Annotated in this window: 23 protein-coding genes, 1 tRNA gene and 7 pseudogenes; 15 read left to right on the top strand and 16 right to left on the bottom strand. The window is 49.8% G+C overall.

The window, feature by feature from the left end; translation table 11 throughout:
* Nucleotides 1-10: 10 nt before the first annotated feature.
* From ACH0VJ_RS06960 to idnD, 4 genes are all read right to left on the bottom strand, one after another.
* Nucleotides 11-1009, bottom strand: coding sequence for a LacI family DNA-binding transcriptional regulator (locus ACH0VJ_RS06960; RefSeq protein ID WP_001244065.1), 999 nt, complete (start codon nucleotides 1007-1009; stop codon nucleotides 11-13).
* A gap of 63 nt (nucleotides 1010-1072) precedes the next feature.
* Nucleotides 1073-2392 carry a gnt-II system L-idonate transporter gene (gene idnT, locus ACH0VJ_RS06955; RefSeq protein WP_001128356.1) on the bottom strand — a complete coding sequence of 440 codons (1320 nt, stop codon included), beginning with the start codon at nucleotides 2390-2392 and terminating at the stop codon, nucleotides 1073-1075.
* Nucleotides 2393-2453: 61 nt separating this feature from the next.
* On the bottom strand, nucleotides 2454-3218 hold the full coding sequence (idnO, locus tag ACH0VJ_RS06950; RefSeq protein ID WP_000998686.1) for a gluconate 5-dehydrogenase: 765 nt from the start codon (nucleotides 3216-3218) through the stop codon (nucleotides 2454-2456).
* A 24-nt stretch (nucleotides 3219-3242) separates the two neighbouring features.
* Nucleotides 3243-4274 carry an L-idonate 5-dehydrogenase gene (gene idnD / locus ACH0VJ_RS06945; protein WP_000453350.1) on the bottom strand — a complete coding sequence of 344 codons (1032 nt, stop codon included), beginning with the start codon at nucleotides 4272-4274 and terminating at the stop codon, nucleotides 3243-3245.
* A 216-nt stretch (nucleotides 4275-4490) separates the two neighbouring features.
* On the opposite strand from idnD, the gene idnK reads away from it, so the two are divergent.
* The gene (gene idnK, locus ACH0VJ_RS06940; protein WP_000896756.1) at nucleotides 4491-5021 is read left to right on the top strand and encodes a gluconokinase; all 531 of its coding nucleotides are present in this window, start codon (nucleotides 4491-4493) and stop codon (nucleotides 5019-5021) included.
* A gap of 27 nt (nucleotides 5022-5048) precedes the next feature.
* Here idnK and ACH0VJ_RS06935 read toward each other — a convergent pair whose 3' ends face one another.
* The gene (locus tag ACH0VJ_RS06935; RefSeq protein WP_000152566.1) at nucleotides 5049-6068 is read right to left on the bottom strand and encodes an NAD(P)-dependent alcohol dehydrogenase; all 1020 of its coding nucleotides are present in this window, start codon (nucleotides 6066-6068) and stop codon (nucleotides 5049-5051) included.
* Between the two features lie 222 nt (nucleotides 6069-6290).
* On the opposite strand from ACH0VJ_RS06935, the gene ACH0VJ_RS06930 reads away from it, so the two are divergent.
* The 3 genes and pseudogenes from ACH0VJ_RS06930 to ACH0VJ_RS06920 all read left to right on the top strand — a co-directional run bounded on the left by ACH0VJ_RS06930 (nucleotide 6291) and on the right by ACH0VJ_RS06920 (nucleotide 8302).
* Nucleotides 6291-6375: transfer RNA gene (locus ACH0VJ_RS06930), tRNA-Leu, on the top strand.
* A gap of 186 nt (nucleotides 6376-6561) precedes the next feature.
* A pseudogene (locus tag ACH0VJ_RS06925) lies at nucleotides 6562-7305 on the top strand (tyrosine-type recombinase/integrase); the annotation flags it as partial.
* A 121-nt stretch (nucleotides 7306-7426) separates the two neighbouring features.
* A complete protein-coding gene (locus tag ACH0VJ_RS06920) occupies nucleotides 7427-8302 on the top strand; it encodes a phosphorothioated DNA-binding restriction endonuclease (RefSeq protein ID WP_000253099.1) in 876 nt (291 codons plus the stop codon).
* Between the two features lie 77 nt (nucleotides 8303-8379).
* Here the strand turns inward: ACH0VJ_RS06920 and ACH0VJ_RS06915 are convergent, their stop codons facing one another.
* Complete coding sequence (locus ACH0VJ_RS06915; protein ID WP_001536490.1) at nucleotides 8380-9291, bottom strand: 5'-nucleotidase; 912 nt, start codon at nucleotides 9289-9291, stop codon at nucleotides 8380-8382.
* An 18-nt stretch (nucleotides 9292-9309) separates the two neighbouring features.
* Between ACH0VJ_RS06915 and ACH0VJ_RS06910 the strand changes: the two genes are divergently transcribed.
* The 9 genes and pseudogenes from ACH0VJ_RS06910 to ACH0VJ_RS06870 all read left to right on the top strand — a co-directional run bounded on the left by ACH0VJ_RS06910 (nucleotide 9310) and on the right by ACH0VJ_RS06870 (nucleotide 15009).
* The gene (locus tag ACH0VJ_RS06910; protein WP_000380486.1) at nucleotides 9310-9651 is read left to right on the top strand and encodes a type IV toxin-antitoxin system YeeU family antitoxin; all 342 of its coding nucleotides are present in this window, start codon (nucleotides 9310-9312) and stop codon (nucleotides 9649-9651) included.
* A 43-nt stretch (nucleotides 9652-9694) separates the two neighbouring features.
* On the top strand, nucleotides 9695-10036 hold the full coding sequence (locus ACH0VJ_RS06905; RefSeq protein WP_001194750.1) for a TA system toxin CbtA family protein: 342 nt from the start codon (nucleotides 9695-9697) through the stop codon (nucleotides 10034-10036).
* A gap of 115 nt (nucleotides 10037-10151) precedes the next feature.
* A pseudogene (locus ACH0VJ_RS06900) lies at nucleotides 10152-10972 on the top strand (DUF4942 domain-containing protein).
* A 76-nt stretch (nucleotides 10973-11048) separates the two neighbouring features.
* The gene (locus ACH0VJ_RS06895) at nucleotides 11049-11297 is read left to right on the top strand and encodes a CopG family ribbon-helix-helix protein (protein WP_000168386.1); all 249 of its coding nucleotides are present in this window, start codon (nucleotides 11049-11051) and stop codon (nucleotides 11295-11297) included.
* Nucleotides 11298-11300: 3 nt separating this feature from the next.
* Complete coding sequence (locus ACH0VJ_RS06890; RefSeq protein WP_000409331.1) at nucleotides 11301-11576, top strand: type II toxin-antitoxin system RelE/ParE family toxin; 276 nt, start codon at nucleotides 11301-11303, stop codon at nucleotides 11574-11576.
* Between the two features lie 116 nt (nucleotides 11577-11692).
* Complete coding sequence (locus ACH0VJ_RS06885) at nucleotides 11693-12490, top strand: helix-turn-helix transcriptional regulator (protein ID WP_000940054.1); 798 nt, start codon at nucleotides 11693-11695, stop codon at nucleotides 12488-12490.
* 557 nt (nucleotides 12491-13047) lie between these two features.
* A complete protein-coding gene (locus tag ACH0VJ_RS06880) occupies nucleotides 13048-13227 on the top strand; it encodes an Arm DNA-binding domain-containing protein (protein ID WP_229023603.1) in 180 nt (59 codons plus the stop codon).
* 181 nt (nucleotides 13228-13408) lie between these two features.
* Nucleotides 13409-14449: a ParB/Srx family N-terminal domain-containing protein gene (locus ACH0VJ_RS06875; protein WP_000617192.1), complete on the top strand. Its 1041-nt coding sequence runs from the start codon at nucleotides 13409-13411 to the stop codon at nucleotides 14447-14449.
* 14 nt (nucleotides 14450-14463) lie between these two features.
* Nucleotides 14464-15009 carry a hypothetical protein gene (locus ACH0VJ_RS06870; protein ID WP_000718702.1) on the top strand — a complete coding sequence of 182 codons (546 nt, stop codon included), beginning with the start codon at nucleotides 14464-14466 and terminating at the stop codon, nucleotides 15007-15009.
* A gap of 35 nt (nucleotides 15010-15044) precedes the next feature.
* Here the strand turns inward: ACH0VJ_RS06870 and ACH0VJ_RS06865 are convergent.
* From ACH0VJ_RS06865 to ACH0VJ_RS06855, 3 genes and pseudogenes are all read right to left on the bottom strand, one after another.
* Nucleotides 15045-15641 (bottom strand): annotated as a pseudogene (locus tag ACH0VJ_RS06865) (Gfo/Idh/MocA family oxidoreductase); the annotation flags it as partial.
* Nucleotides 15642-15776: pseudogene (locus ACH0VJ_RS06860) on the bottom strand (PTS glucitol/sorbitol transporter subunit IIC); the annotation flags it as partial.
* 112 nt (nucleotides 15777-15888) lie between these two features.
* A complete protein-coding gene (locus tag ACH0VJ_RS06855) occupies nucleotides 15889-16164 on the bottom strand; it encodes a helix-turn-helix transcriptional regulator (RefSeq protein ID WP_001074456.1) in 276 nt (91 codons plus the stop codon).
* Between the two features lie 76 nt (nucleotides 16165-16240).
* On the opposite strand from ACH0VJ_RS06855, the gene ACH0VJ_RS06850 reads away from it, so the two are divergent.
* A complete protein-coding gene (locus ACH0VJ_RS06850) occupies nucleotides 16241-16519 on the top strand; it encodes a helix-turn-helix domain-containing protein (RefSeq protein WP_023196253.1) in 279 nt (92 codons plus the stop codon).
* 150 nt (nucleotides 16520-16669) lie between these two features.
* Nucleotides 16670-16993: a helix-turn-helix domain-containing protein gene (locus tag ACH0VJ_RS06845; RefSeq protein WP_001098042.1), complete on the top strand. Its 324-nt coding sequence runs from the start codon at nucleotides 16670-16672 to the stop codon at nucleotides 16991-16993.
* Nucleotides 16994-17345: 352 nt separating this feature from the next.
* On the opposite strand, the gene ACH0VJ_RS06840 is transcribed toward ACH0VJ_RS06845, so the two are convergent.
* From ACH0VJ_RS06840 to ACH0VJ_RS06810, 7 genes and pseudogenes are all read right to left on the bottom strand, one after another.
* Nucleotides 17346-17837 (bottom strand): GNAT family N-acetyltransferase, encoded by a 492-nt coding sequence (locus tag ACH0VJ_RS06840; RefSeq protein WP_000404199.1) that lies wholly within the window; start codon nucleotides 17835-17837, stop codon nucleotides 17346-17348.
* 201 nt (nucleotides 17838-18038) lie between these two features.
* Nucleotides 18039-19038: pseudogene (locus ACH0VJ_RS06835) on the bottom strand (hypothetical protein); the annotation flags it as partial.
* A 16-nt stretch (nucleotides 19039-19054) separates the two neighbouring features.
* A pseudogene (locus tag ACH0VJ_RS06830) lies at nucleotides 19055-19468 on the bottom strand (PFL_4703 family integrating conjugative element protein); the annotation flags it as partial.
* Between the two features lie 108 nt (nucleotides 19469-19576).
* A pseudogene (locus tag ACH0VJ_RS06825) lies at nucleotides 19577-19816 on the bottom strand (TIGR03750 family conjugal transfer protein); the annotation flags it as partial.
* A gap of 1 nt (nucleotide 19817) precedes the next feature.
* Nucleotides 19818-20135, bottom strand: coding sequence for a TIGR03745 family integrating conjugative element membrane protein (locus ACH0VJ_RS06820; protein ID WP_001267430.1), 318 nt, complete (start codon nucleotides 20133-20135; stop codon nucleotides 19818-19820).
* A 111-nt stretch (nucleotides 20136-20246) separates the two neighbouring features.
* Nucleotides 20247-20378 (bottom strand): TIGR03758 family integrating conjugative element protein, encoded by a 132-nt coding sequence (locus tag ACH0VJ_RS06815; protein WP_001536177.1) that lies wholly within the window; start codon nucleotides 20376-20378, stop codon nucleotides 20247-20249.
* Entirely contained in the window at nucleotides 20371-20685 is a 315-nt protein-coding gene (locus ACH0VJ_RS06810) for an RAQPRD family integrative conjugative element protein (RefSeq protein WP_000966040.1), read from the bottom strand. The genes ACH0VJ_RS06815 and ACH0VJ_RS06810 overlap by 8 nt, the downstream gene beginning before the upstream one ends.
* Nucleotides 20686-20835 lie beyond the last annotated feature (150 nt).

Below are 20835 nucleotides of genomic sequence, written 5' to 3'. Positions count from 1 at the left end.
ATCAAAAAATTTATAACGTGCTGCCGTGATAAATCTGATAACCCAAATCAATCGTATTATGGTTGAGATCGTTATTTTTAATTTTGTTGAGCAACATCTGCGCGGCTCTGCGCCCGATCTCAAAACGAGGGGTAATTACGCTGGCGAGGCTCGGTATCATTTGCCTGCCCATCTCCAGACCGTGGAAGCCGGCGATGGAGATCTGCTCCGGTACGGCCAGTTGACGCTCGCGGCACCACAGTAGAGCGCCCATTGCGATATCGTCGTTAGTACAAAAGACGCCATCCACGTCCGGGTGCGCAGTAAGCGCATCACGCATTAGCTGTATCCCCAGATGGATAGAGGAGATAGCGCGGGGATTGATGCGCAACGGCGCCAGCCCCCGGCGCGTCATCGCATCGCAGTAGCCGTGATAACGCTGCTCATCTCGGATATCGTCTTTTGAACCCAGATAGAGGATTTTTCGCCGCTGGCGTTTATCCAGCATGGTGCTGACCATATCAAAGGCGGCCTGACGGTTATCAAACCCCACCTCCATATCTAAGCGATCACCCTGGATGTCCATGAGTTCTACAATCGGAAGGGTAGCTGAGCGCAGGAATTTGACGGTTCTGAGGGTATGATATTTTTCTGAAAGAATAATGCCGTCGATATTGTAAGACAGTAAATTGATAACGGACTCTTCTTCCGAATCGCGATTGTAATTGTAATTCGCAATGAGAGTTTGGTAGTTATGACCCGACGTTACGGATTCAATCCCGGCAAGAATGTCGGCAAACAACTGGTTCTGGAAAGAGGGGATCAGCACGCCCAGAGTGTAACTTTGCGCGTTTAACAGCATAGCTGGCGCGCGATTTGGTATGTAGTTAATTTCCTCCATGATCTGCGCAATACGCTCGCCGGTTTCCCTGGCGACTTTTTTCGGCGAGCGGATGTAACGGCTCACCGTCATTTTTGTCACGCCAGCAAGCGTAGCGATATCCTGCAAAGAAATTCTGTGATTCCTCATGTTTTCTCCAGTACCGGGGGCGGGAACGTCGCCCCCATGGTTAATTGGGCTGCGGATGATGAATTAATGCAGAACCGCATTCAGCGCCAGTACACCCAGCAACCCCATGACAGAAATCAATGTTTCCATAACGGTCCAGGTGCGTAGGGTTTCCCCGACGCTAAGATTAAAATACCCTTTAAACAGCCAAAAACCGGGATCGTTAACATGTGATGCAATAACGCTTCCCGCGCCTGTCGCCAGTACCATTAACGCCGGATCGGCGTGGGTTACGTTAATAATCGGCAATACGACGCCCGCTGTGGTTATCGCAGCCACGGTCGCGGAACCTAACGCAATACGCAGCACGGCGGCTACCGTCCAGCACATTAATAACGGAGATAGCGAGGTGCCGGTCATTAATTGCGAGATATATTGACCCACGCCGCTATCCACCAGCACTTGCTTAAACGCGCCGCCGCCCGCGATGATAAAAACAATCATCGCAATAGCGCCAATGGACTCGCCGACGATATCCATCACCTGCTCAACCGTACGTCCGTTGCGTCGGCCCAGCGTAAAAATGGCGATGATAATGGCAATAAACAACGCCACTGCTGGATTACCAATAAATTCGAAGAAAACCCGCACGGCATTCGTTTTTGGCAGCGTGATTTCACATACCGCTGCGATGGCCATCAGAATGACCGGGATCACGGCGGCAAAAATACTGTTCCAGAATGACGGCATCTCCTCTTCACTGAATAGGTGAGGATTAAATAATCCTTCAGGCGGCGCTTTCTCAAAGCGCGCCAGCAATTTTGAAAACAGAGGGCCGGCAACAATCACGGTCGGTATGGTAATGATTAACCCATACAGCAGGGTCGTACCGAGATTTGCCTCAAAAATTGTCGCAATAGCAGTAGGGCCAGGATGCGGCGGCAGGAAGCAGTGCGTAACGGATAAGGCGGCGACCATTGGAACCCCGACATACAGCAATGGCAGTCCCGATGAGGCCACAATCGTAAAAACGAGCGGCAACAGCAGTACGAATCCGACTTCAAAAAACATTGCCAGGCCGACGATAAGCCCGGTGATCACCAGCGCCCATTGCACGCGTTTTTTGCCGAACGTATTAATGAGCGTCGTCGCAATGCGCTGCGCGGCGCCGGTATCGGAAATTAATCTTCCCAGCATCGCGCCAAAACCGAGGATCATGGCGAGTCCGCCCAGAGTACCGCCAATTCCGTTTTGTATGGAGTGCAGGACGTCTTGCGCGCCCATCCCTTCGGCAAATCCCACCACGGCGGCAACCAGAACAAGGGCGATAAAGCCGTTAACTTTAAAGCCAATCATTAAAACCAACAGCAGCGCAACGCCTGCCGCAATAATTATTAATGGCATATTCGTCTCTCTTATTAGCGCCAAAATAGCAGCGCTTACGCGCTGCGTCGCATTTCCCTGGTCAGACGGCAACCAGCATACCGCCATCGACAAACAGCAGATGTCCGTTAACAAAGTCGGAGGCTTTTGACGAGAGAAACACCGCTGCGCCAATAAGCTCCTGGGGATCGCCCCAGCGTGCGGCAGGCGTACGTTTGCATAGCCAGGAGGTGAAGGCTTCATCTTCAACCAGCGCTTTGGTCATCTCCGTTTTGAAGTATCCCGGCGCAATACCGTTGACCTGGATATTATGACGCGCCAGCTCCACGCACATGCCGCGAGTCAGCATCTTCACGGCACCCTTCGACGCGGCATATGGCGTAATCGTGTCGCGGCCCAGCTCGCTTTGCATCGAACAGATATTGATCACTTTTCCTGCCTTACGCGCCACCATACGGCGCGTAACGGCCTGAGAGACGAGAAAAACCGCGGTCTGATTTACGGCGATGACGTCATTCCACTCCTGTTCGGGAAACTCAGTAAACGGATGACGGCGCTGGATACCGGCGTTATTTATCAGGACGTCAATGACGCCGATATCTTTTTCGATATGTTCAACCGCAGCTTCAATATCCTGTTTATGGGTGACATTAAAGGGAGCGGCAATAGCCTTTATCCCTTCCTGCTGAAGTTTCGTCACGGCTGTTTCGGCGCGCTCCGGGGTGATATCGTTAACAATAATGCGCGCACCATAGCGACCAAGACCGGTCGCCAGCAAATAACCAATTCCCTGAGCGGCTCCGGTGATAAGGATATTTTTACCTGCCAGTGAAAAAAGATCGTTCATGATAGTGTCCCTTATTTTACTTTCTCAGAAAACGAGCTGAACTTTTGCCGCCTGTGTTTTGTCTCCGGCAAAGATCAGCGCCGCTTCCAGGTCGGTAAATGGATATTCCGCGCTCAGTAACGGCAGCGGATTGATAACGCGGTTGGCAAGCCAGGAAACCGCAGTATTAAATTCGGTAGTAAAGCGGAAAGAGCCTTTCAGCGAGATCTCTTTGCTTATTAGCATCATCATCGGGAAGTTGGGGACTGCGCCGCCCATGCCAACCTGCACCATCATGCCTTTGGCCCGTGTGACTTCCAGACACGTTGAGATAGAGGAAGGATGCCCAGAGACTTCAAAACTGATATCGAAATACCCTTTTTCTGCTTTCCAGTCATCAAGAGAATCATGCTGTGGGTTCACCAGCGTATCCGCGCCCATCTGCCGGGCCAGCGAGAGAGAACGGGTACTGATATCGGCACATACCACTTCCGCCGCGCCCAGCGTTTTTACCGCGCTAACAATCAGGCAGCCGATAGGGCCAACGCCGGAGATAAAGACGCGTTTGCCCTGCAGATCGCCCGCCTCATGAGCCGCATGAATGGCAACCGCCAGCGGCTCGGCAAAGGCCATGGCTTTTTCGTCCGCCTGTTCCGGCCAGGGAATGCACTGAGCGGTATCGACAGCTTTAAATCGGGTAAAACCGCCATCGACATGCGGAAAATACATGGCGCTGCCAAAGAAACGCATTTCAGTACAGTGGTTTTCTTCATGCTGCAGACAGTATTTGCAATGACCGCAAGGCTTCGATGGATTAATTGCTACCGGTTGTCCTTCACGTAATAAATCTGAGTCGCTATGAACGATTTTGCCAATCACTTCATGACCTAAAATCATTGGCGCTTTTACTGTAAAATTGCCGACTTTGCCTTCCTGATAATAATGTAAGTCAGACCCACAAATGCCGCCTCGGGTAATTTGTACGAGTGTTCCTTTATTATTCCATTCAATATTTTGTTCCGTAACGGCAACAGCACGCTTACCCGCAACAACGCAGGATTGAGTTTTTACTTCCATAAATTCCTCACTGGTCAGGTAGTTACCCTGAACGCATTTAAGCGGTTTTATTTGTCACTATTTGTGACTTATGTCACGCTGGAAAATTGTTACACTACAATGTTACGCATAACGTGATGTGCCTTAGAGTTCTTCTCTATGGAAATTAAAAAACGTGAAATTGTCGAACGTAGAGGCGTAATATTGTGGAGTGGAATATGACTCAGAGGTATTTAAATGGCCGGGGAAAGCTATATTTTAATGGGTGTTTCAGGTAGTGGTAAGTCTTTAATAGGCAGCAAAATTGCAACATTATTTTCTGCGAAGTTTATTGACGGCGATGATCTCCATCCGGCGAAAAACATTGATAAAATGTCTCAGGGAATACCGTTAACTGATGAAGACCGCTTACCCTGGCTGGAACGATTAAATGACGCTTCATACAGTCTTTATAAAAAAAATGAGACGGGATTTATTGTCTGCTCATCATTAAAAAAACAGTACCGCGATATTTTACGTAAGAGCAGCCCTAACGTACATTTCCTGTGGCTGGACGGCGATTACGCTACCATTCTGCAGCGAATGCAGCGTCGTGCCGGGCATTTTATGCCGCCAGACCTGCTGCAAAGTCAGTTTGACGCGCTGGAGCGACCCTGTGCCGATGAACATGATATTGCGCGTATCGATGTTAATCATGACATCGAGCACGTGACGGAGCAGTGCCGACTGGCTGTACAGGCTTTTCGTCAGGCACTCAGCGCTTCCTGATCATTGTCAAAGCGCTGAGTCAGGCGGTCAGAAGTCAGCTTTTAGCACTACACGATAGCGGGCTTTGCCGTCGCGAACGTGCTGAATAGCCTCGTTGATTTGTGACATTGCGAACAGTTCCGTGGTGGGCGCGACTTTGCTGCGTCCGGCGAATTTCATCAGTTTGCGAAGTTCATATGGTGTTCCGGTTGCCGAGCCTGAGATACTGCGATCGCCGGCAATTAATGTAAACGCCGGTACGGGCAGCGGCTTCAATACCGCCCCAACGGTATGGAAGTTGCCGCCATACGTCAGCGCTTCGAAGTAGGGCTGCCAGTCGAGATCGACGTTGACCGTGTTAATAATGAGATCGAACTGGCCCGCCAGTGCTTTTAACGCTTCCGGATCGCGGCTGTTCACCACGTTATTGGCCCCCATCGCCAGCACTTCCTGCTCTTTCGATGGATTAGAGCTGAACGCGGTGACTTCGCAGCCCATCGCGTGTAACAGCTTTATGGCGATATGCCCCAGCCCGCCGATACCGATGACGCCAACGCGGCTGGTAGCAGTAATATGGTGCATCAATAGCGGTTTAAAGACCGTAATGCCGCCACATAACAGCGGACCTGCGGACGCCATATCCATATTCTCCGGAAGAGGAATTACCCACTGCCAGCCTGCGCGAAGCTTCTCGGCAAAACCGCCACGATTGAGGATAGTGGGCACTGCGCCTTCCTGGCAGTTAATTTGATTGCCGCTGATACAGGCATCGCAGTGTCCGCAGCTGCGCGCCGTCCAGCCGATTCCAACGCGCTGGCCGACTTTTAGTCCCTTATCCTGTGCCGCGCTACCGAGTGCGGCCACCCGACCGATGACCTCATGTCCGGCAACCAGAGGGTATTGAGAGAACCCCCATTCATTGTCGATCATTGACAGATCGGAATGGCAGATCCCGCAGTAGTCGACCCGTACCTCGACATCTTCCGGTTGGAGTTCTCCCGCGTCATATTCATAGAGTTCGAGTTCGCCGCCCGCCTCTTTGGCGGCATAGCTTTTTATTATCGTCATTGTGCTTCCCTTAATGTGGTGTTGAACTGAAAAGTGTAGAGCATGGAGGCAAGGGACGCCCGGCGTTAATCTGCTGGAGAAGGCGGGAAGTAGCCTGATTATTCTATTTAATACTCAACGCTGCTGAAATTTTCAGCACTTAGTGATACAGGTGTATGCTCGTGCTTGCATGGCGGCGTATGACAGGTATAATCCACAACGTTTTCCGCATACCTCTTCAGTGCCGAAGTGGCGAAATCGGTAGACGCAGTTGATTCAAAATCAACCGTAGAGATACGTGCCGGTTCGAGTCCGGCCTTCGGCACCATCGGAACATCAATAGACGTCAACGGACGTCTTTTTTTGCGCCTGAAATCCAGTGCTTACCCATCATTCCCGCTATATTAACTCTCTCAAGGTCAACCGACTTCAACGTACATCTACCAACACATGTTGGTACAGATGATGGTATTTCCGGTTCGATAATGCTTGTACCAACAGGGAGGGGATAAGCATGGCGTTAACAGATATCAAGGTCAGAACAGCCAAGCCAACGGATAAGCAATACAAACTGACCGATGGCAGCGGTATGCACCTTTTTGTCCATCCAAATGGTTCTAAGTACTGGCGTTTGCAGTACCGTTATGACGGCAAGCAAAAGATGTTGGCACTTGGGGTTTACCCTGAAATCACACTGGCGGATGCAAGAGCACGTCGTGACGAAGCGCGTAAGCTACTAGCGAATGGCGTCGATCCGGGAGACAAAAAGAAAAATGATAAGGTTGAACAGAGTAAAGCACGGACCTTCAAAGAGGTGGCGATCGAGTGGCATGGCACCAACCAAAAGTGGTCTGAAGATCACGCCCATCGTGTGCTAAAAAGCCTGGAAGATAATCTCTTTGCAGCGCTTGGTGAACGTAATATCGCTGAGTTAAAAACTCGCGATTTATTAGCGCCCATTAAAGCCGTAGAGATGTCTGGACGTCTTGATGTTGCTGCCCGTTTTCAACAGCGCACTACGGCCATTATGCGTTATGCGGTACAAAGCGGGTTAATTGATTATAACCCGGCACAAGAGATGGCAGGAGCGGTTGCTTCTGGCAATCGACAGCACCGTCCGGCGCTGGCGTTAAAACGCATCCCTGAATTGCTCCAGAAAATAGACAGCTATACCGGCAGGCCGCTAACCCGCTGGGCAACGGAACTCACTCTGCTTATCTTTATTCGATCCAGTGAGCTGCGTTTTGCTCGCTGGTCCGTTTCTGTCGCCTGGTGAATGTTGAGCCAGGCAGTATTCTAAATAAGCTGTAATAACGCCTTGATTGCGCAAAACTTTGCGAGCATGATCGCAAATATATGCACACAGGCGATCCGGTATTATGGTTTCCGACAAAACTCTCCGGCAGGCGATAGCGAACATCACCATCTGGCGCAAAGGCGAACAGCGTGCGCCGCATAAGCCGTTATTGCTGCTGTATGTTCTCTCGCACTATCGGCAGGGGCACGATCGCCTGTTTGATTATGGCCCTGAAATTCATGAGCAACTGCGGGATTTGCTGGAACGCTATGGGCCACAGCGCCGTGAACAGCGTCCGGATATGCCGTTCTGGCGTCTGAAGGGCGATGGTTTCTGGGAACTGCAAAACGCGGAATCGTGCTCAGTCAGCGGTAGCCGCCAGCCACCCAAGCGTGAACTCATTGAATATAATGTCGCTGGTGGATTTGATGCCGACAATTTCGCGCTGGTAACAAAAAAACGTAAACTAATCGACACGCTGGCGCAGCAGATCCTGGAGACGCATTTCCCGACCAGTATTCAGGAAGACATCGCTGACGAGATGGGTTTTGATATTCGCACCTCTCTCCGTCAACGCGATCCGAAGTTCCGCCAGATGGTGCTACGTGCTTACAATTATCAGTGCGCGATCTGCGGCTTCAACATGCGCCACGACAATGCGCCAATTGCTCTGGAAGCTGCCCATATCAGATGGAAGCAGAACCATGGCCCTTGTGAAGTACCTAATGGCCTGGCATTGTGCGCAATCCATCATAAAGCGTTTGATCGTGGTTCGATTGGTTTGGATGAAAATATGCGTGTGATAGTTTCCGACGCGGTAAATGGTGGTGGGGTGGTACAGCGGCTGTTCTGGGATTTTGCGGGAAAGGCGATTGCGTTGCCCCCGGTTAAAGAAAATTATCCGGGCGAGCGGTTTGTGGAATGGCATAGGAAAGAGGTGTTTAGAGGGGAACATTGAGCTGGGGTAGGGCAGTTATTTTGCGTGTGGCATACAAACCATTCAGCCTTGATGACGAAATGGTTTGTCAGCGATAATTACGATGCTTCACGTTCTGCAAGTTCGGAGTTACTGGCATAAGGGACTTTTCCAGAAGATACAACCTTGGCCGCTGCGATCAAATGCACGTCCTGATCGTCGAAGAAAATATGCGGTTTAAACGCCTTCAGAACTTTTGTTTTCTCTACACCGCCAAGAAAAAAAGCTTCATCGACATATACCCCCCAGCTTCTTAGCGTTTTAATAACGCGCATTTCCGAAGGGCTATTTCTGGCTGTCACCAATGCAATACGAACAGGAGAATACTCAACGCGGGTCGGCAATCGTTCCTGAAGCTTGGCTATTTTTTTTAGCAAAGTGGCATAAGGTCCCTCTTCCATAGGGATATCCTGTTGCGCGTCTTCCTGAGCATGAAAGGCAGCCATTCCTTGGGTCTTATAAACCAGTTCGCTTTGATCGGAAAAAAGTACCGCGTCGCCGTCAAAAGCAATGCGCACTTGCCCTTCCGGGATATCAGATGCGTCAGAAGGTGGATCTTTCAGGATTGCAGCGGCGCAGAATCGGGAATCAATCACCTTTTGCGCATCTTCAACGTTAGTTGTTAAAAACAGATCCACATCAAAGGCATCAAGGTAATCGGCAACGGTTTCGCCTGCGGTAAAAGCTGAACGTGTAATATCGAGTTTGTCATGGCGAATGGTATTCAAAACGCGGATACCTGTATCAGGACTGTTACGCGACATCACAACAACCTCAACCAACGGCGATTTATCATCCGGCTGGCGGTACCGGTTCAGACCCAGCAACGCTTTGACTAAGGGGTAGCCTGTTCCGGGCTGTAAAGGCTGGTTTTCGTGTTCCAGCATATAAGCGCGGTATTTTTCAATGGCGCTGTCCGGATCGGCATGGCCCGTATGCACTCCTGCGCTGTGTGACCCTGAATTAATCATATTTACGGAAAATCCAAAATGGACACAAATGAAACACAATCCACGCCAGTATGGGGACTACGGAACGATGTCTTCCCATCATTTGGCGCCCGGTTAGTTCAGGAAGGTAATCACCTGCACTATCTGGCTGACCGGGCGGGTATTTACGGTGAATTTACCCCGGCGCAACTAAAGACTCTGAATATCTTATTTCCAATGTTTATTAAACGAATGGAGGTCGCTTTACGCACTGGCGCACTTAATCCGCGCGAAGCCAGACGCTTTACGACTGCACTCCGGGGCATAACCTGCGAAGCCGACACTCGCGGATCGTTCGGTTACGTTTATCTTTCGCTTTACCCAACCGTCGTTAAAAACTGACCGGCATCCCCCCTCACTATCTGTTTACCAATGGAATTTCATTATGCAAACCCAATACAACCACCCACACCGGGCAACCCCGTCACAGCCGTCGCCTGTCGAAATCTGGCAAAAACTGCTGACCCATTTACTGGCTAAACATTATGGCCTCGAACTCAGTGACACGCCGTTTAGCGTAGAGAAGGTGATTCAGGAACACATTGACGCCGGTATCACGCTGGCTAATGCCGTGAACTTTATTGTAGAGAAATACGAGCTGGTTCGTATTGATCGCAAGGGATTTAGCTGGCAGGAACAATCACCCTATCTTCGGGCTGTAGACATTCTGCGGGCCCGACAGGCTACGGGTCTGTTGCGACGTCAACGCTATCTCGCGGCACACTGAATCTTGCGAGCAGCCTTCCCATATTACATTCCCGATCTTTCTTCCCTGTTAACTCCCTGCATAATGCGCCTGCCATTCCCGGCAGGCGTGTTTGCTTTTATACGGACGGAAAATTATGCAAACAGAAGCTGAAGTGTTAACTAACCATAACGAACTTATCTGCTCGACAAATATTGAACGGATCGTCACCGGGCGGAATGCTGCGCTGCAACAGATTGAAGCCGTCATCCACCAGCTTGATGAGATTTCCCGCCTGACATCCAGTATTGGCGGCAACACGGCGGAGCACTGGGCGATGCGGCAAGGGCGGGCTTTTGACTGCTGGTTGATGCAGGCAACGGACAAAGCCCTGCCAGTTATCGCCCGCAATATCGATCGCAGCATCTGGCGTGACCTGATGCTGAAATCGGGGATGTTGTCGTTGATGGATGCCGAGGCTCGCAACCAGTGGGCAAAGGATCTGGATGAAGGCGATCTTCCGGCCATCAGTAAAGCCAATATTCTGAGTACCTTTAAACAGTTGCACCATAACAAGCAGGATGTTTTTGAACGCGGCATTATCAATGTGTTCAAAGGGTTGTCGTGGGACTATAAAACCAATAATCCCTGCTACTTCAGTAAGAGGATTATCGTCAACAATCTGGTGAAGCATGACCGATGGGGCTACAGCCTGAACTGGGGCTGGCGACGCGATCAGCTCGCCGATCTGGAGCGGATGCTGTACCTGCTTGACGGGAAGACTATTCCCGACAACCGGCATGATGTATCCATCCGGTTTATGGACTTTGTGCGTGACAATCCGCATCAGCAGGTTTTCGAAGATGATTTGTTCACCATTCGCTATTTTCAGAAGGGCAGCGGGCATATCACGTTTAAGCGTCTGGATTGAATGATATCGTGGCTAAACACTATCCGGGGATGTTGCCTGTGAAATAAGATGTGATGTTTTTATAGGCACCTCTATGCTAATCTTAATAGGAGTTATTAAGTATTATTAAACGAGGTAATCCCTATGGCTTCTTCCGCTAAACAGACCATCAGCGCCCAGATTCCAGTTGAGTTGGCTGCTGCTGTTGAAAATCTGGCAATTGAGTTAGATCGTTCTAAGAGCTGGATTATTAAGGAAGCATTGACCAGTATGCTGGCAGAAAGAGAACGGCGTCATCAGAGTATCCAGGCCGGTCTTGCCGATGTGGATGCTGGTCGTGTGGTGAGTCATTCGGATATGGTAGATTTTGCCAACCGTTTAAAGAAAGCTTGATAAATGGAAATTTACTGGACGCTTAAAGCTCAGGATGACTTGGAGCGTATCTACCGTTTTGCCCTTCAGTATAGCCGCCAGCACGCCGATGACGTTTTGGATCGCCTGATTACTGGATGCGCTGATCTTACAGCACATCCAGCAATTGGCGTACAGCAGACTCGGTATGAACCTCGGCAAGTCCGAAAAGTGTTGTTTGATGACTACGAGGTTCACTACGAACTCCGTGACAATGATATCTATATCGTGGATCTCTGGCATACGAAAGAAGAACGATGAAGGAATTTTCTTTTCGTTCATGCGCGTTGATTACTGAGGAAAAAAACACAATTTTGTGTCTTTACTCATTTATGTGTTTTAATGGCACTCTCTGCCCCTTATGAAGGATGGATGCCATGTTACAGAACAACATCAAACAGCTTCGTACCCAGCTATCTATCACCCAACGCGAACTGGCATTTATGGTTGGCACCAGCCAGCAGCAAATTCAACGTATCGAAACCGGAAAAGTTGCCGCAAAGCTGAGTCTCGCACAGGCAATATGCAATGCCCTGGATAAGCCTCTAAATGTCGTGTTCCCGGAAAGCGATCGGTTGATAAACGACTTCCGCAAGAAGCGTCGTAAAACCGATGAAGATCTTGAAGCGATAGCCACAAGCGGTATTGAAATGGACAGTGGTCTCTGGACCGTAAAACTTTGGCTACAGGGATATCAGGACTATTTGCTGTTGCCCATTTCAGCGGCGGATAAGCGGAGGTTTTATTATTATTTTCAGGAAAAAACCGCCCCAAACACAGAGCGCTTCTTCGTTTTTGATTCTTCCGAGTATCGGTATGCGTTAAATATGCGTGAAGTGGTATTTCACCAGTTTTTGTCTGATGGTCTGCGGCCAATCGTTGACGAAGAGGATGATGACTGCGAAGACGATTATTTTAATGTCCATATCACCCTGGTGAACGGAGGGGGTGAGATTCCACTGTGCGTTGAGACTGATGCGCCGCAAAACGAAGAGACGTGTGAAATCGGTCAGTTGAACGCGTTTTTTGAAATGCTGGATTGTGAACCTGAAACAACGGATCGTTACATGCTGACCGATGAGGATGGTGAAGACGCTTTTGTCCGTATTGGTTCTATCGCGATGGTGAGAGTTGCGCTTGACGTGCTGGAACCAGTGGAAGACGATGATGAGTGATTGGTTTAATAACTCGGGCTGGCATTAATCGTCCGGGTTCGATACCGAAAATCAATGAATTTATGTGTTGGTATCTGTGTTGGTATATTATCAATGATGATATTTAAATTATTTATAAATCATGAGGTTTAATGTAATGTGCGAGTTCGGCGTTCGCACCAAGTGATGTAATAATTAGCTACCTAATGGTGGCTTTTTTTGCGTCCATTTCCGTCCAAATTCTTCCATATCCACCTGTAATTCAAAGATAATTTATTTTTCGATAATAACCATATTTATTTAATGGTCTTTCCGTGTTGGTCATTTTTCATCCATTGACATCCACGTGATTTGGGGGCCAAATTGGGGGCTTAGACGTAGTTCGATAATAGTGAGGCCCCCAAATGGCACTAACAGATCGCGCTATAGTCCACGCCAAGCCTTGTGGCAAGCCGTATAAGTTCAGTGACTCGCATGGACTTTACCTGCTGGTTAACCCTAACGGTTCAAAACGCTAGTACATCAAGTACCGCTTTGTAAACAAAGAAAAAAAGCTCGCTTTAGGCTCTGATCCGCTTTTGACGCTTGCACAGGCAAGACGCATGCGTGAAGAGGCCCAATTACTACTGATTTCCGGCATCGATCCGAGTGCGCACCGAAAGGCTGAACGCCTTGCTATAACGCCGGAACATACGTTTGAGCCTGTGGGTGGCACGCGAATGGGTAACCAGCAACGTGAACTAGTCGGTAGAACATAAGAAGCGGGTGCTGCGTTATTTCGAGCTTTACATCTTTCCCACGAACTGTAGCTGTGACATTACCAAAAGCGCTGGTAGAGTCAGAGCACAGATACCATTTTTACTGTAAAACCGCGGCCAATATTACTTGACCACTACAAAAGGTTTTAGACTAACCCTCTGTTTATCAGGGAAGATGATAATGATCCAATATTGGTGGAAAGATCTTTTTGATCGCAATAATAACTGGCAGGGTCTGGAGTTGACACTCAAGAGCAGCCAGAGGACCGACGTGGCAATGGAAATGCTAAGTGGTCGTTATGGGCGGATGGCGCTACAGGTCTCCGGGAAGACATTATTCTGGGCATCGATGTTGGAAGATCATTCTGGTGTCTGGTTGGTGTTTAATGCCGATCATTCCGCTTGCCAGACATTATTACCGGCTGTCACATCTGAAGATATTGAGGGTATTAAAAACAAAGGCGAACGGGCCTGGACAGGTGAATGGTGTCGCTATTTTTCCCGGCAATTAATGAATGCGCCAGTGCCTCTTCTGTCTCCTCGCCGATGGCTGATAAGGCCGATGGAGGCCAAATATTCATTACCGAAATTATCCGGACAGCGTGTTCCTGCAAATAGCTGGCGTTTTGAATCTCCAGAAAGCAGCGGGAATATCGGTTGTAGCTGGACGCTCTACGGCGGAGATTTTCCTGATTTGGTTAATCCTGCCAAAGTCAGATTAGTGGATTGGTGGTGGGGTGGTAGCCTGCTATTCGGACGTTATCCTATACAACCTGATGCCGGAAGGTTAAAATGGTGGCGTAAAAAATGCCGTGAGGGTGCGCTGCCTCCAGTTCTTGTCTGGTATATAGCAGGGCTGGGTTCATTTGTTATTCTTGATGGTCATTATCGTTTACAGGCAGCGATTGCAGAAGATATCCCTCCTTCATTTCTGGTGCTCAGCGAATTACAGGAACGGGATTTTGCTACCGATCAAGAACATCGGGCCCGTATTGTCCGGGCTTTAGAACAGCAGCTCAAAAATCCGAAGTGCAAAATCGATAGTGTAAATCAGACGCTGATTAATCTTTATGATACACGTTATCTTTATGCCTCAACCCATAGCCGCGCGACGCTCGGCGAAGGAACTCGCTGGGCACAGGAGTTAGAAAGCTATCTGCAGCGGCATCAGCTGGAAGACTATCGGGACAGGGTACTTAATGGCGTTAACGATCAATGTTGAATTAAGGATAACAAATGGCGGCATTTTTTAGGGAATACAGAGATACTCTTCTCGCCTTCACCGGAATTATTATCGCGCTGCTTTCCCTGTGGTTTACCTGGTCGCAAAGGCAGGAGCAAATAAAGCATAACCATATTTCTGTTGAGCCGCGGATGAACGCTTATTTTTCAAATGACGGGCGGGTGAACAAATCGGGTATTTACATCATCAATAATGGAATGGGAACTGCATTTGTCTCTGCTATATCTGTAACGGTCAATGGCAAAAAAGTTGAACCTGTTGCCGGGAATATTTTTGTCGGAGCAGTGCAGGCGTTAGGCCTGGATATCCAGTGCTTTGTGATTGGCGGACCCAGACCTAATGATTCATTTAAAGTTGGCGAGGAGATTTTCTTAATTGAAGCAAGGGGGACTGACGAGCGCTGCTCAGGCGATTCACTTATCCTTCGGTCTGCGGCTTTAGACTCTGCCCGCTTGGATTTTGTCCTGGATATTGAATCAATATACGGGGACAGATTCCGGTATGTTTATTCCCAGAATAAACAAATTAAGCGTGATTAAACGGGCTTGCGGATACCAGCATCCCTGCTGGCCGACTATTTTAATGACATTGGTTTTTGACTATCGAGACTCTGGTGTACCGCCTCGCAGATCCGGCTGACCGCCAGTCCGTCCACCGCGGTGACCGGGTACGGCGCTTTATGTATGACCGCCCGCACAAAGTCGTTTATAGAATCGATACCGAAACCGCTGGCAACGCCGTTGCGGTAGTTGATGAAATAGCTGTTGGGCGTGAGCGTCATGCCCGGCGTGGTGATTTCCAGTCCGCGATGCTGTGAAGTGCTGCGGATATACGTTGCCTTGCAGAGAATATCGATACGCCCGTCGTTGTCTTTCGGAAACCCCTCCGGCAGCACCCACGAGTTTTCCATCACCCACGAACTGCCATCGGCCATTGTCAGCAGGCTTTGCACGCTGTCAAAGGTGTCGAGACCGCATTCGACCATCAGCCGCTTCTGCCCGACGGCGTACACCGACACCACTTCCTGGCCGGAGAGGTGGCGCACCAGGTCAAAGCAGTGGGAACCCAGAAACCACACCGGGGAGCTTGCGCCCGCCCAGTCCAGCCACTCCGTCGGCACGCTAATCACGTCGTCCATGCTGATATGGCCGCGCAGGATGCGCCCGGCTTCCAGCTTCATCAGGAAGTTGATGGCCAGCAGCAGGCAGATGAGCATCGGGATTAGCCCGGTCATCATGTCGAGGAAGATTATGCCTGCGGCCTGGAACAGGTGGATAAAGCCTTCAGCCAGGGAGACCAGAAACATGGCGGCCTCCTGCGAGTGGTGCGATGGTGCATGGTTGTGGTTCGGTGTGCATAAACAACTCTCCTGTCAGGTATCGTTGGTTAATGCGTCCTGCCACTCACAGCGCGGGTCGTTATGTCCCGGAGTTGTCGGTTGTTGTCATGGGGTGAAGCGGTTTACGGGGTTCACGTTTGTTACTGGCATTGAGGTAACGGCCGGGCCAGATTTCTGATGGATGCATTTCCAGCGCGATGGCAATCAGCCACTCGCCTTTCGGCCACGGGCGCGTCAGGGTATTCGACAGTGTTGACGAGGCCGGTCCCGCTTCCCGCGATAGTTTCGCCAGACTGGTACCGCGCTTGTGTAAAGCGGCAACGATGCCGGCGGGGTGCCAGTCTTTTTTAGCCATTTCGTTTATCTCTTCAATCCTTATGCTACGTTTTTCGTAGTAACTAAGTCATTAAAAAACTACGAATCTCGTAGTTATGCAAAAACGACTTAGACAAAGGGATGTTTTCATCCGTCGATTAAAAGAAGCCCGACAGCGCTTAGACATTTCTCAGACTGCTGTGGGGATTGCTGCGGCTGTAGAGCCTTCTGTTGCAAGCACCCGTTTCAATCGCTACGAGAAAGGTGTTCATGGGCCTGATATGGAAACCGTTGCACGGATAGCTGATGTGCTGAATGTTCCCCTTCCATGGCTGTTCACTTCTGATGAGAATCTTGCTGAACTGATTCTCAACTTCGCTGCCCATCTCTCCTGATGCGCAACTCCAGTTGCTAGAAACGTCCCGCCAGATGGTAGGTATCTCCCCTAAAGATGATGCTTAAGATACGGCCTCTTTTAACCTGTTACTGTGATACTACGTTAATCGTAGTATCGGCAGCAAGCAAAAACTACGATTCTCGTAGTTATGAATACAAGTAACCATTACAACGATATTTTTTGCCGTCGCCTGAAGCAGGCGCGACTGGCAAGTGGGCTTTCCCAAAAACGACTGGGGATCGCAGCGGGCATTGATGAATTTGTCGCCAGTACACGCATCAATCGGTATGAAAAGGGTGTACATGAACCGGGAACGGAGATAGTGCAAAAACTGGCCGAGGTTTTACGGGTGCCGTTGGCTTACTTTTATGCTGAAGATGATGATTTGGCGGAGTTGATGCTAGTTTTCTGGGCATTATCCGAATCAGAACGTGTTGATATTATTGCTTATGCGAAGAAAAAGGTTATTTGACAGAAAATTTACAATATAATTTGTCTCAAGGGTTATACAAACGTCTGTGTTTATAGAACAGTAAATTGTCAGATGAGGAATTATTTCTTGAAAAATATCAATGGAGAAGGATGGGAATGACATTTAAAGGCGGTGGCTGATTGTAAAAACAACATATTTTATAATTTTTTTAAACTGTGTGATTATATGATCTTTGGGGGGCTAATTAATGGTGGGCTTATGCAAATCAAGAGAGGTCAGACAAGAAAGTAAAGCGAGCGATTCGTAATCGCTGCGCTTACTTAGTTTAATAACATTTAACAATGTCAACTATGAACCTTTGATTTAAAATATAACTATAACAAAGGCATAGCTATACATAGGGTACGTATAGGACAAGGGAATATTCCCCTCTGGTACTGTTGTATGAATGGCCTACTTTTGAAAAACCATGCTTGGCGAATAAACGTTGCATGCCAGTATTATTTTCGCGAACAGTACCAAAGCAAGCTTTGCTAGATGAGTTATTAGATAAATAATTAGATATGGAATCCATTAACATTCCTCCATATCCATTTTCTCTCTCTTCTTCAATGATATAGATCCAGCCTATTTCGTACTCATACTTATCTTCATCAGAAGAACCTGCTTTATAAAAAACATCTGATTTATAAGATTTTTTCGGTCGTTTAAGTGCAGCAATACCAACATATTTATCTTCTTTGATAAAAAAAAGTTGCTCAGCATTTAATATTCTATCTTTCAGACCGTTGGGATCGACTTCGTCACCCATGAATACGAGTTCCTCAAATAGTTTCAGTTCATCTGCACTACAATTTTTAGGGCTCTTAGCTAATATTTCCATGTAAACCACTCTTTCTATGTGTTTAATCGATTTTATACATGGATATTATGCTTATTCAAAGTGGTTTTAAACATATAAAGGTAACAGAAGATTAGATTGTTCGGCGTAAAACTAAGCATTTAATTATCAGAGGGTACTTCCATTTAAGTGTAAATCTGAGTTTGCCAAGATTACAATCATAATTGATAAATAAACGAAGTATCATCGATAGGCAAAAGAGGTCTTGGTCATTATTTTAGCTGCCTCCACCTCACTACACCCTATCTCCCGCATAATCCGCATCCGCTCGGCCTTCTCATGCTTCTCGGTTATTGCCAGCGCCAGATAGAGCGCTGGCGGCATCACCCGAAACAGCACTTCAACGCGCGGCGAGAGCACCACACCCTCGGTATACTGCCCCGGTGATTTCACCGCCGAGCGCAGCAGTTACCGCTGTTCTTCCGTCAGCGCCTTAAACCGGCACACCTGATCGATCTCTTCCGGCGGCATCACCAGCAGTTCCCACCACTCGATCATATTGAGCAGCTTCTTCGCCTCATCGGGAAAATCCGCCAAGTTCTGCGTCGCCAGCCACAGCCAGATCCCGAGCTTACGCCACATCTTTGAACATTTAGTCAGAAACCGCGCCAGAAGCGGATTGACGGTAATGATATGCGCCTCATCGGTGATATTGACGATAGGCCTCGCCAGATGCTGGTCGCGCTCGCCGAGGTTATTGATATGGTTAATCAGTGAGATATAGCTGATGGCAAGCTGGGCTTCGTAGCCTTCGAGGGCAAAGGTGGCGAGATCCACCAGGGTGATATCCGCCTCCGGCCACATCTGGCCTTCACGGTTAAATAGTTCGCCTTCAAATCTGGCGCAGCCAGTGGCTGAGTGGGGCGACTTCGTGTTGTTCTTGCACCGGAACCAGTCCGGCGTTGAGCAACAGGCTGTGTAGCTGGCGCTGCTGGCGAAACAGGGCATCGATGTCGGGCGCATGCAGGTAAAACGCCAGCGTGCTGCGGTAGAGCTTATGGCCGTCTTTCAGATAGCTGCGCACTTCGTGGCAGTCGCGGCGGGTGTATTCCGAATCGGTATTGTCGCCAATCGCCCGGTCGGAAAGGTGGCTGATGTGCTGCTCCAGTTTGTCCTGCGGATACACCACCACCGTCAGGTTCATTATAGTGCCTGCTGGTAACAGGTCGAACAGGGCGTTTATCGCCGTCATGCACTAGGTTGCTGTAGCTGTGGCCGGGAAGTTCATACACGCCGCGCGTGCGCTCGCGCAGTTCACCGTTGTTGCGCCGTACCTGAAAATCATGCTCCAGACGGGTGTAACAGGCGGGCGTCAGGTAGGCTCGCTGCGAGCGGAGGTTGCGGGAATAGTCTTCCTCGCCGTTATCCGGCCAGCGGTTCAATTGCTGGAAGATATAAAAGGTGAAGGCGTAGACGCTGGCGGGCGGCACCTCCCACCACGGACGAGTGCTGCCGCTGCGCAGATCCGGCGGGAACCAGAGGGTGAGCTTTTGCGGCGCGCTGTACCAGCCGTAGCCGACGCCAGCCAGACACAGGCACAGCAGAACAATCACGGCCCGTAGCGTCAGGATATGGTTATCGCGCTCGGCCAGCGCATGGCGAAAGCGGCTCATCGCGGACTCCTGCGCACCACCCACACGGTGCTGTGCTGGACTAGGTGTACCCCGAAGATGATGGCGCTCCAGCCAGGAGAGGATCGCCTGTGGCAGCCAGCTATCGGGCTTGCCGCGTTTGGCGCGGGCCAGAATCCGCCCACCGCCCTGAATCAGTAACGCCGCGCCCGCCAGCGCCGAACCGGGGATTAACGGCCAGTAGTGGGTTATCAGGGCCAGCAGAATGCCGAACGCACAGCCACCGCCAAGACCGCTCACCAGCGCCAGAAACAGTTCGCTGGTGGTCAGGCCGCGCCAGACCACAGGCTCGCGGTTGAGACGGTCAGGGAGAAAGGGGATGGTCGCCATATTACAGGACGTCCGAAGCTTGGTTGAGCAGCCAGATGATGACCACCAGAAGAATGCTGCCGACGCCCGCCATAGAGCCCAGATCTTTCCACTGCTTGCGCCCGCTCTGGATCTCCGAGTAGGTGGCAATGCAGTTGTTCGCCACTACCAGAAAACCGACGGCGCAGATGGCCAGCGCCAGCAGTACCACGATGTCAAAACCGTAGTTTTGCAGCGTCTCCATAATGCCTTTGCCCTGGCCGCGCGACGGATCTTCCATCGTCGGCAGGTCAGCGAGGGCGTTAAATGTGGCGAACAGCAGTAACAGAAGCCAGCGCATGATGCCTCCTCAGCTCAGTACTAGCCAGAAGCTGACCAGCACCAGTAATAGTGAACGGGCCACTACCGCGCCAAAGCTCTGCCAGCTCAAGCGCTGGCGGCAGACGCCCTGCTAGGCGACCAGCAGCGTCCAGGCGCACCACAGCAGCAGGACGCTGGTAAACAGGCCGAGCACCAGCAGGCTGACGGTCTCCGGTTTGCTCAGGCTGGCGGCCTGAAAGGCGGCGAGTTGGGTGTCAGTCATCAGGGTTCTCCCGCTGGTAGCTGGCGCTCAGTGGCTGGAGAGCGCGCGGCTGCGCTCTCGCCGGGCTAAGGTAGCGGCGGATGCCCTGTTCAACGGTGGTGAGATCCTGCTGCGCCTGTAAGTAGTCGAAGACGTAGCGTGACTGCGGATCGGTGCTGGCACTCGTTTGGGCGCGCTCCAGCGAGGTTTTTACGCCGTCGAGTTGCTTCTGCGCAAGGGCGAGTTGGGTGGATTCTGGGGAAGCGATTACAAAATCCAGAATGTTATATAACGTTATGGATAATAGTAGTGTTAATTTGTATAACATAAGGCTTATATCCTTGAGTGTATATAATTGCAATATATTGAAATGATGAGTGTGATGGTTATCGGTAAATGTTTATTACATCTAAAAGAAGTTGCTTATTTTTCTTGGTAGAAGTTACTATTAATTGATTTCCATCTAAACTTAAGGGCT

Source organism: Salmonella sp. 2020_1459 (assembly GCF_043847915.1).
In the GTDB taxonomy this organism is placed as follows: Bacteria; Pseudomonadota; Gammaproteobacteria; order Enterobacterales; family Enterobacteriaceae; genus Salmonella; species Salmonella enterica.
The sequence above is the reverse complement of the archived record's forward strand: the minus strand, read 5'-3'. Positions and strand labels throughout refer to the sequence as shown.

Bases quoted from the DNA above. Each gene is read 5' to 3' on its own strand.
- ACH0VJ_RS06960 (WP_001244065.1), bottom strand. From the start codon at position 1,009: ATGAGGAATCACAGAATTTCTTTGCAGGATATCGCTACGCTTGCTGGC.
- idnT (WP_001128356.1), bottom strand. From the start codon at position 2,392: ATGCCATTAATAATTATTGCGGCAGGCGTTGCGCTGCTGTTGGTTTTA.
- idnO (WP_000998686.1), bottom strand. From the start codon at position 3,218: ATGAACGATCTTTTTTCACTGGCAGGTAAAAATATCCTTATCACCGGA.
- idnD (WP_000453350.1), bottom strand. From the start codon at position 4,274: ATGGAAGTAAAAACTCAATCCTGCGTTGTTGCGGGTAAGCGTGCTGTT.
- idnK (WP_000896756.1), top strand. From the start codon at position 4,491: ATGGCCGGGGAAAGCTATATTTTAATGGGTGTTTCAGGTAGTGGTAAG.
- ACH0VJ_RS06935 (WP_000152566.1), bottom strand. From the start codon at position 6,068: ATGACGATAATAAAAAGCTATGCCGCCAAAGAGGCGGGCGGCGAACTC.
- ACH0VJ_RS06920 (WP_000253099.1), top strand. From the start codon at position 7,427: ATGGTTTCCGACAAAACTCTCCGGCAGGCGATAGCGAACATCACCATC.
- ACH0VJ_RS06915 (WP_001536490.1), bottom strand. From the start codon at position 9,291: ATGATTAATTCAGGGTCACACAGCGCAGGAGTGCATACGGGCCATGCC.
- ACH0VJ_RS06910 (WP_000380486.1), top strand. From the start codon at position 9,310: ATGGACACAAATGAAACACAATCCACGCCAGTATGGGGACTACGGAAC.
- ACH0VJ_RS06905 (WP_001194750.1), top strand. From the start codon at position 9,695: ATGCAAACCCAATACAACCACCCACACCGGGCAACCCCGTCACAGCCG.
- ACH0VJ_RS06895 (WP_000168386.1), top strand. From the start codon at position 11,049: ATGGCTTCTTCCGCTAAACAGACCATCAGCGCCCAGATTCCAGTTGAG.
- ACH0VJ_RS06890 (WP_000409331.1), top strand. From the start codon at position 11,301: ATGGAAATTTACTGGACGCTTAAAGCTCAGGATGACTTGGAGCGTATC.
- ACH0VJ_RS06885 (WP_000940054.1), top strand. From the start codon at position 11,693: ATGTTACAGAACAACATCAAACAGCTTCGTACCCAGCTATCTATCACC.
- ACH0VJ_RS06875 (WP_000617192.1), top strand. From the start codon at position 13,409: ATGATCCAATATTGGTGGAAAGATCTTTTTGATCGCAATAATAACTGG.
- ACH0VJ_RS06870 (WP_000718702.1), top strand. From the start codon at position 14,464: ATGGCGGCATTTTTTAGGGAATACAGAGATACTCTTCTCGCCTTCACC.
- ACH0VJ_RS06855 (WP_001074456.1), bottom strand. From the start codon at position 16,164: ATGGCTAAAAAAGACTGGCACCCCGCCGGCATCGTTGCCGCTTTACAC.
- ACH0VJ_RS06850 (WP_023196253.1), top strand. From the start codon at position 16,241: ATGCAAAAACGACTTAGACAAAGGGATGTTTTCATCCGTCGATTAAAA.
- ACH0VJ_RS06845 (WP_001098042.1), top strand. From the start codon at position 16,670: ATGAATACAAGTAACCATTACAACGATATTTTTTGCCGTCGCCTGAAG.
- ACH0VJ_RS06840 (WP_000404199.1), bottom strand. From the start codon at position 17,837: ATGGAAATATTAGCTAAGAGCCCTAAAAATTGTAGTGCAGATGAACTG.
- ACH0VJ_RS06820 (WP_001267430.1), bottom strand. From the start codon at position 20,135: ATGCGCTGGCTTCTGTTACTGCTGTTCGCCACATTTAACGCCCTCGCT.
- ACH0VJ_RS06815 (WP_001536177.1), bottom strand. From the start codon at position 20,378: ATGACTGACACCCAACTCGCCGCCTTTCAGGCCGCCAGCCTGAGCAAA.
- ACH0VJ_RS06810 (WP_000966040.1), bottom strand. From the start codon at position 20,685: ATGTTATACAAATTAACACTACTATTATCCATAACGTTATATAACATT.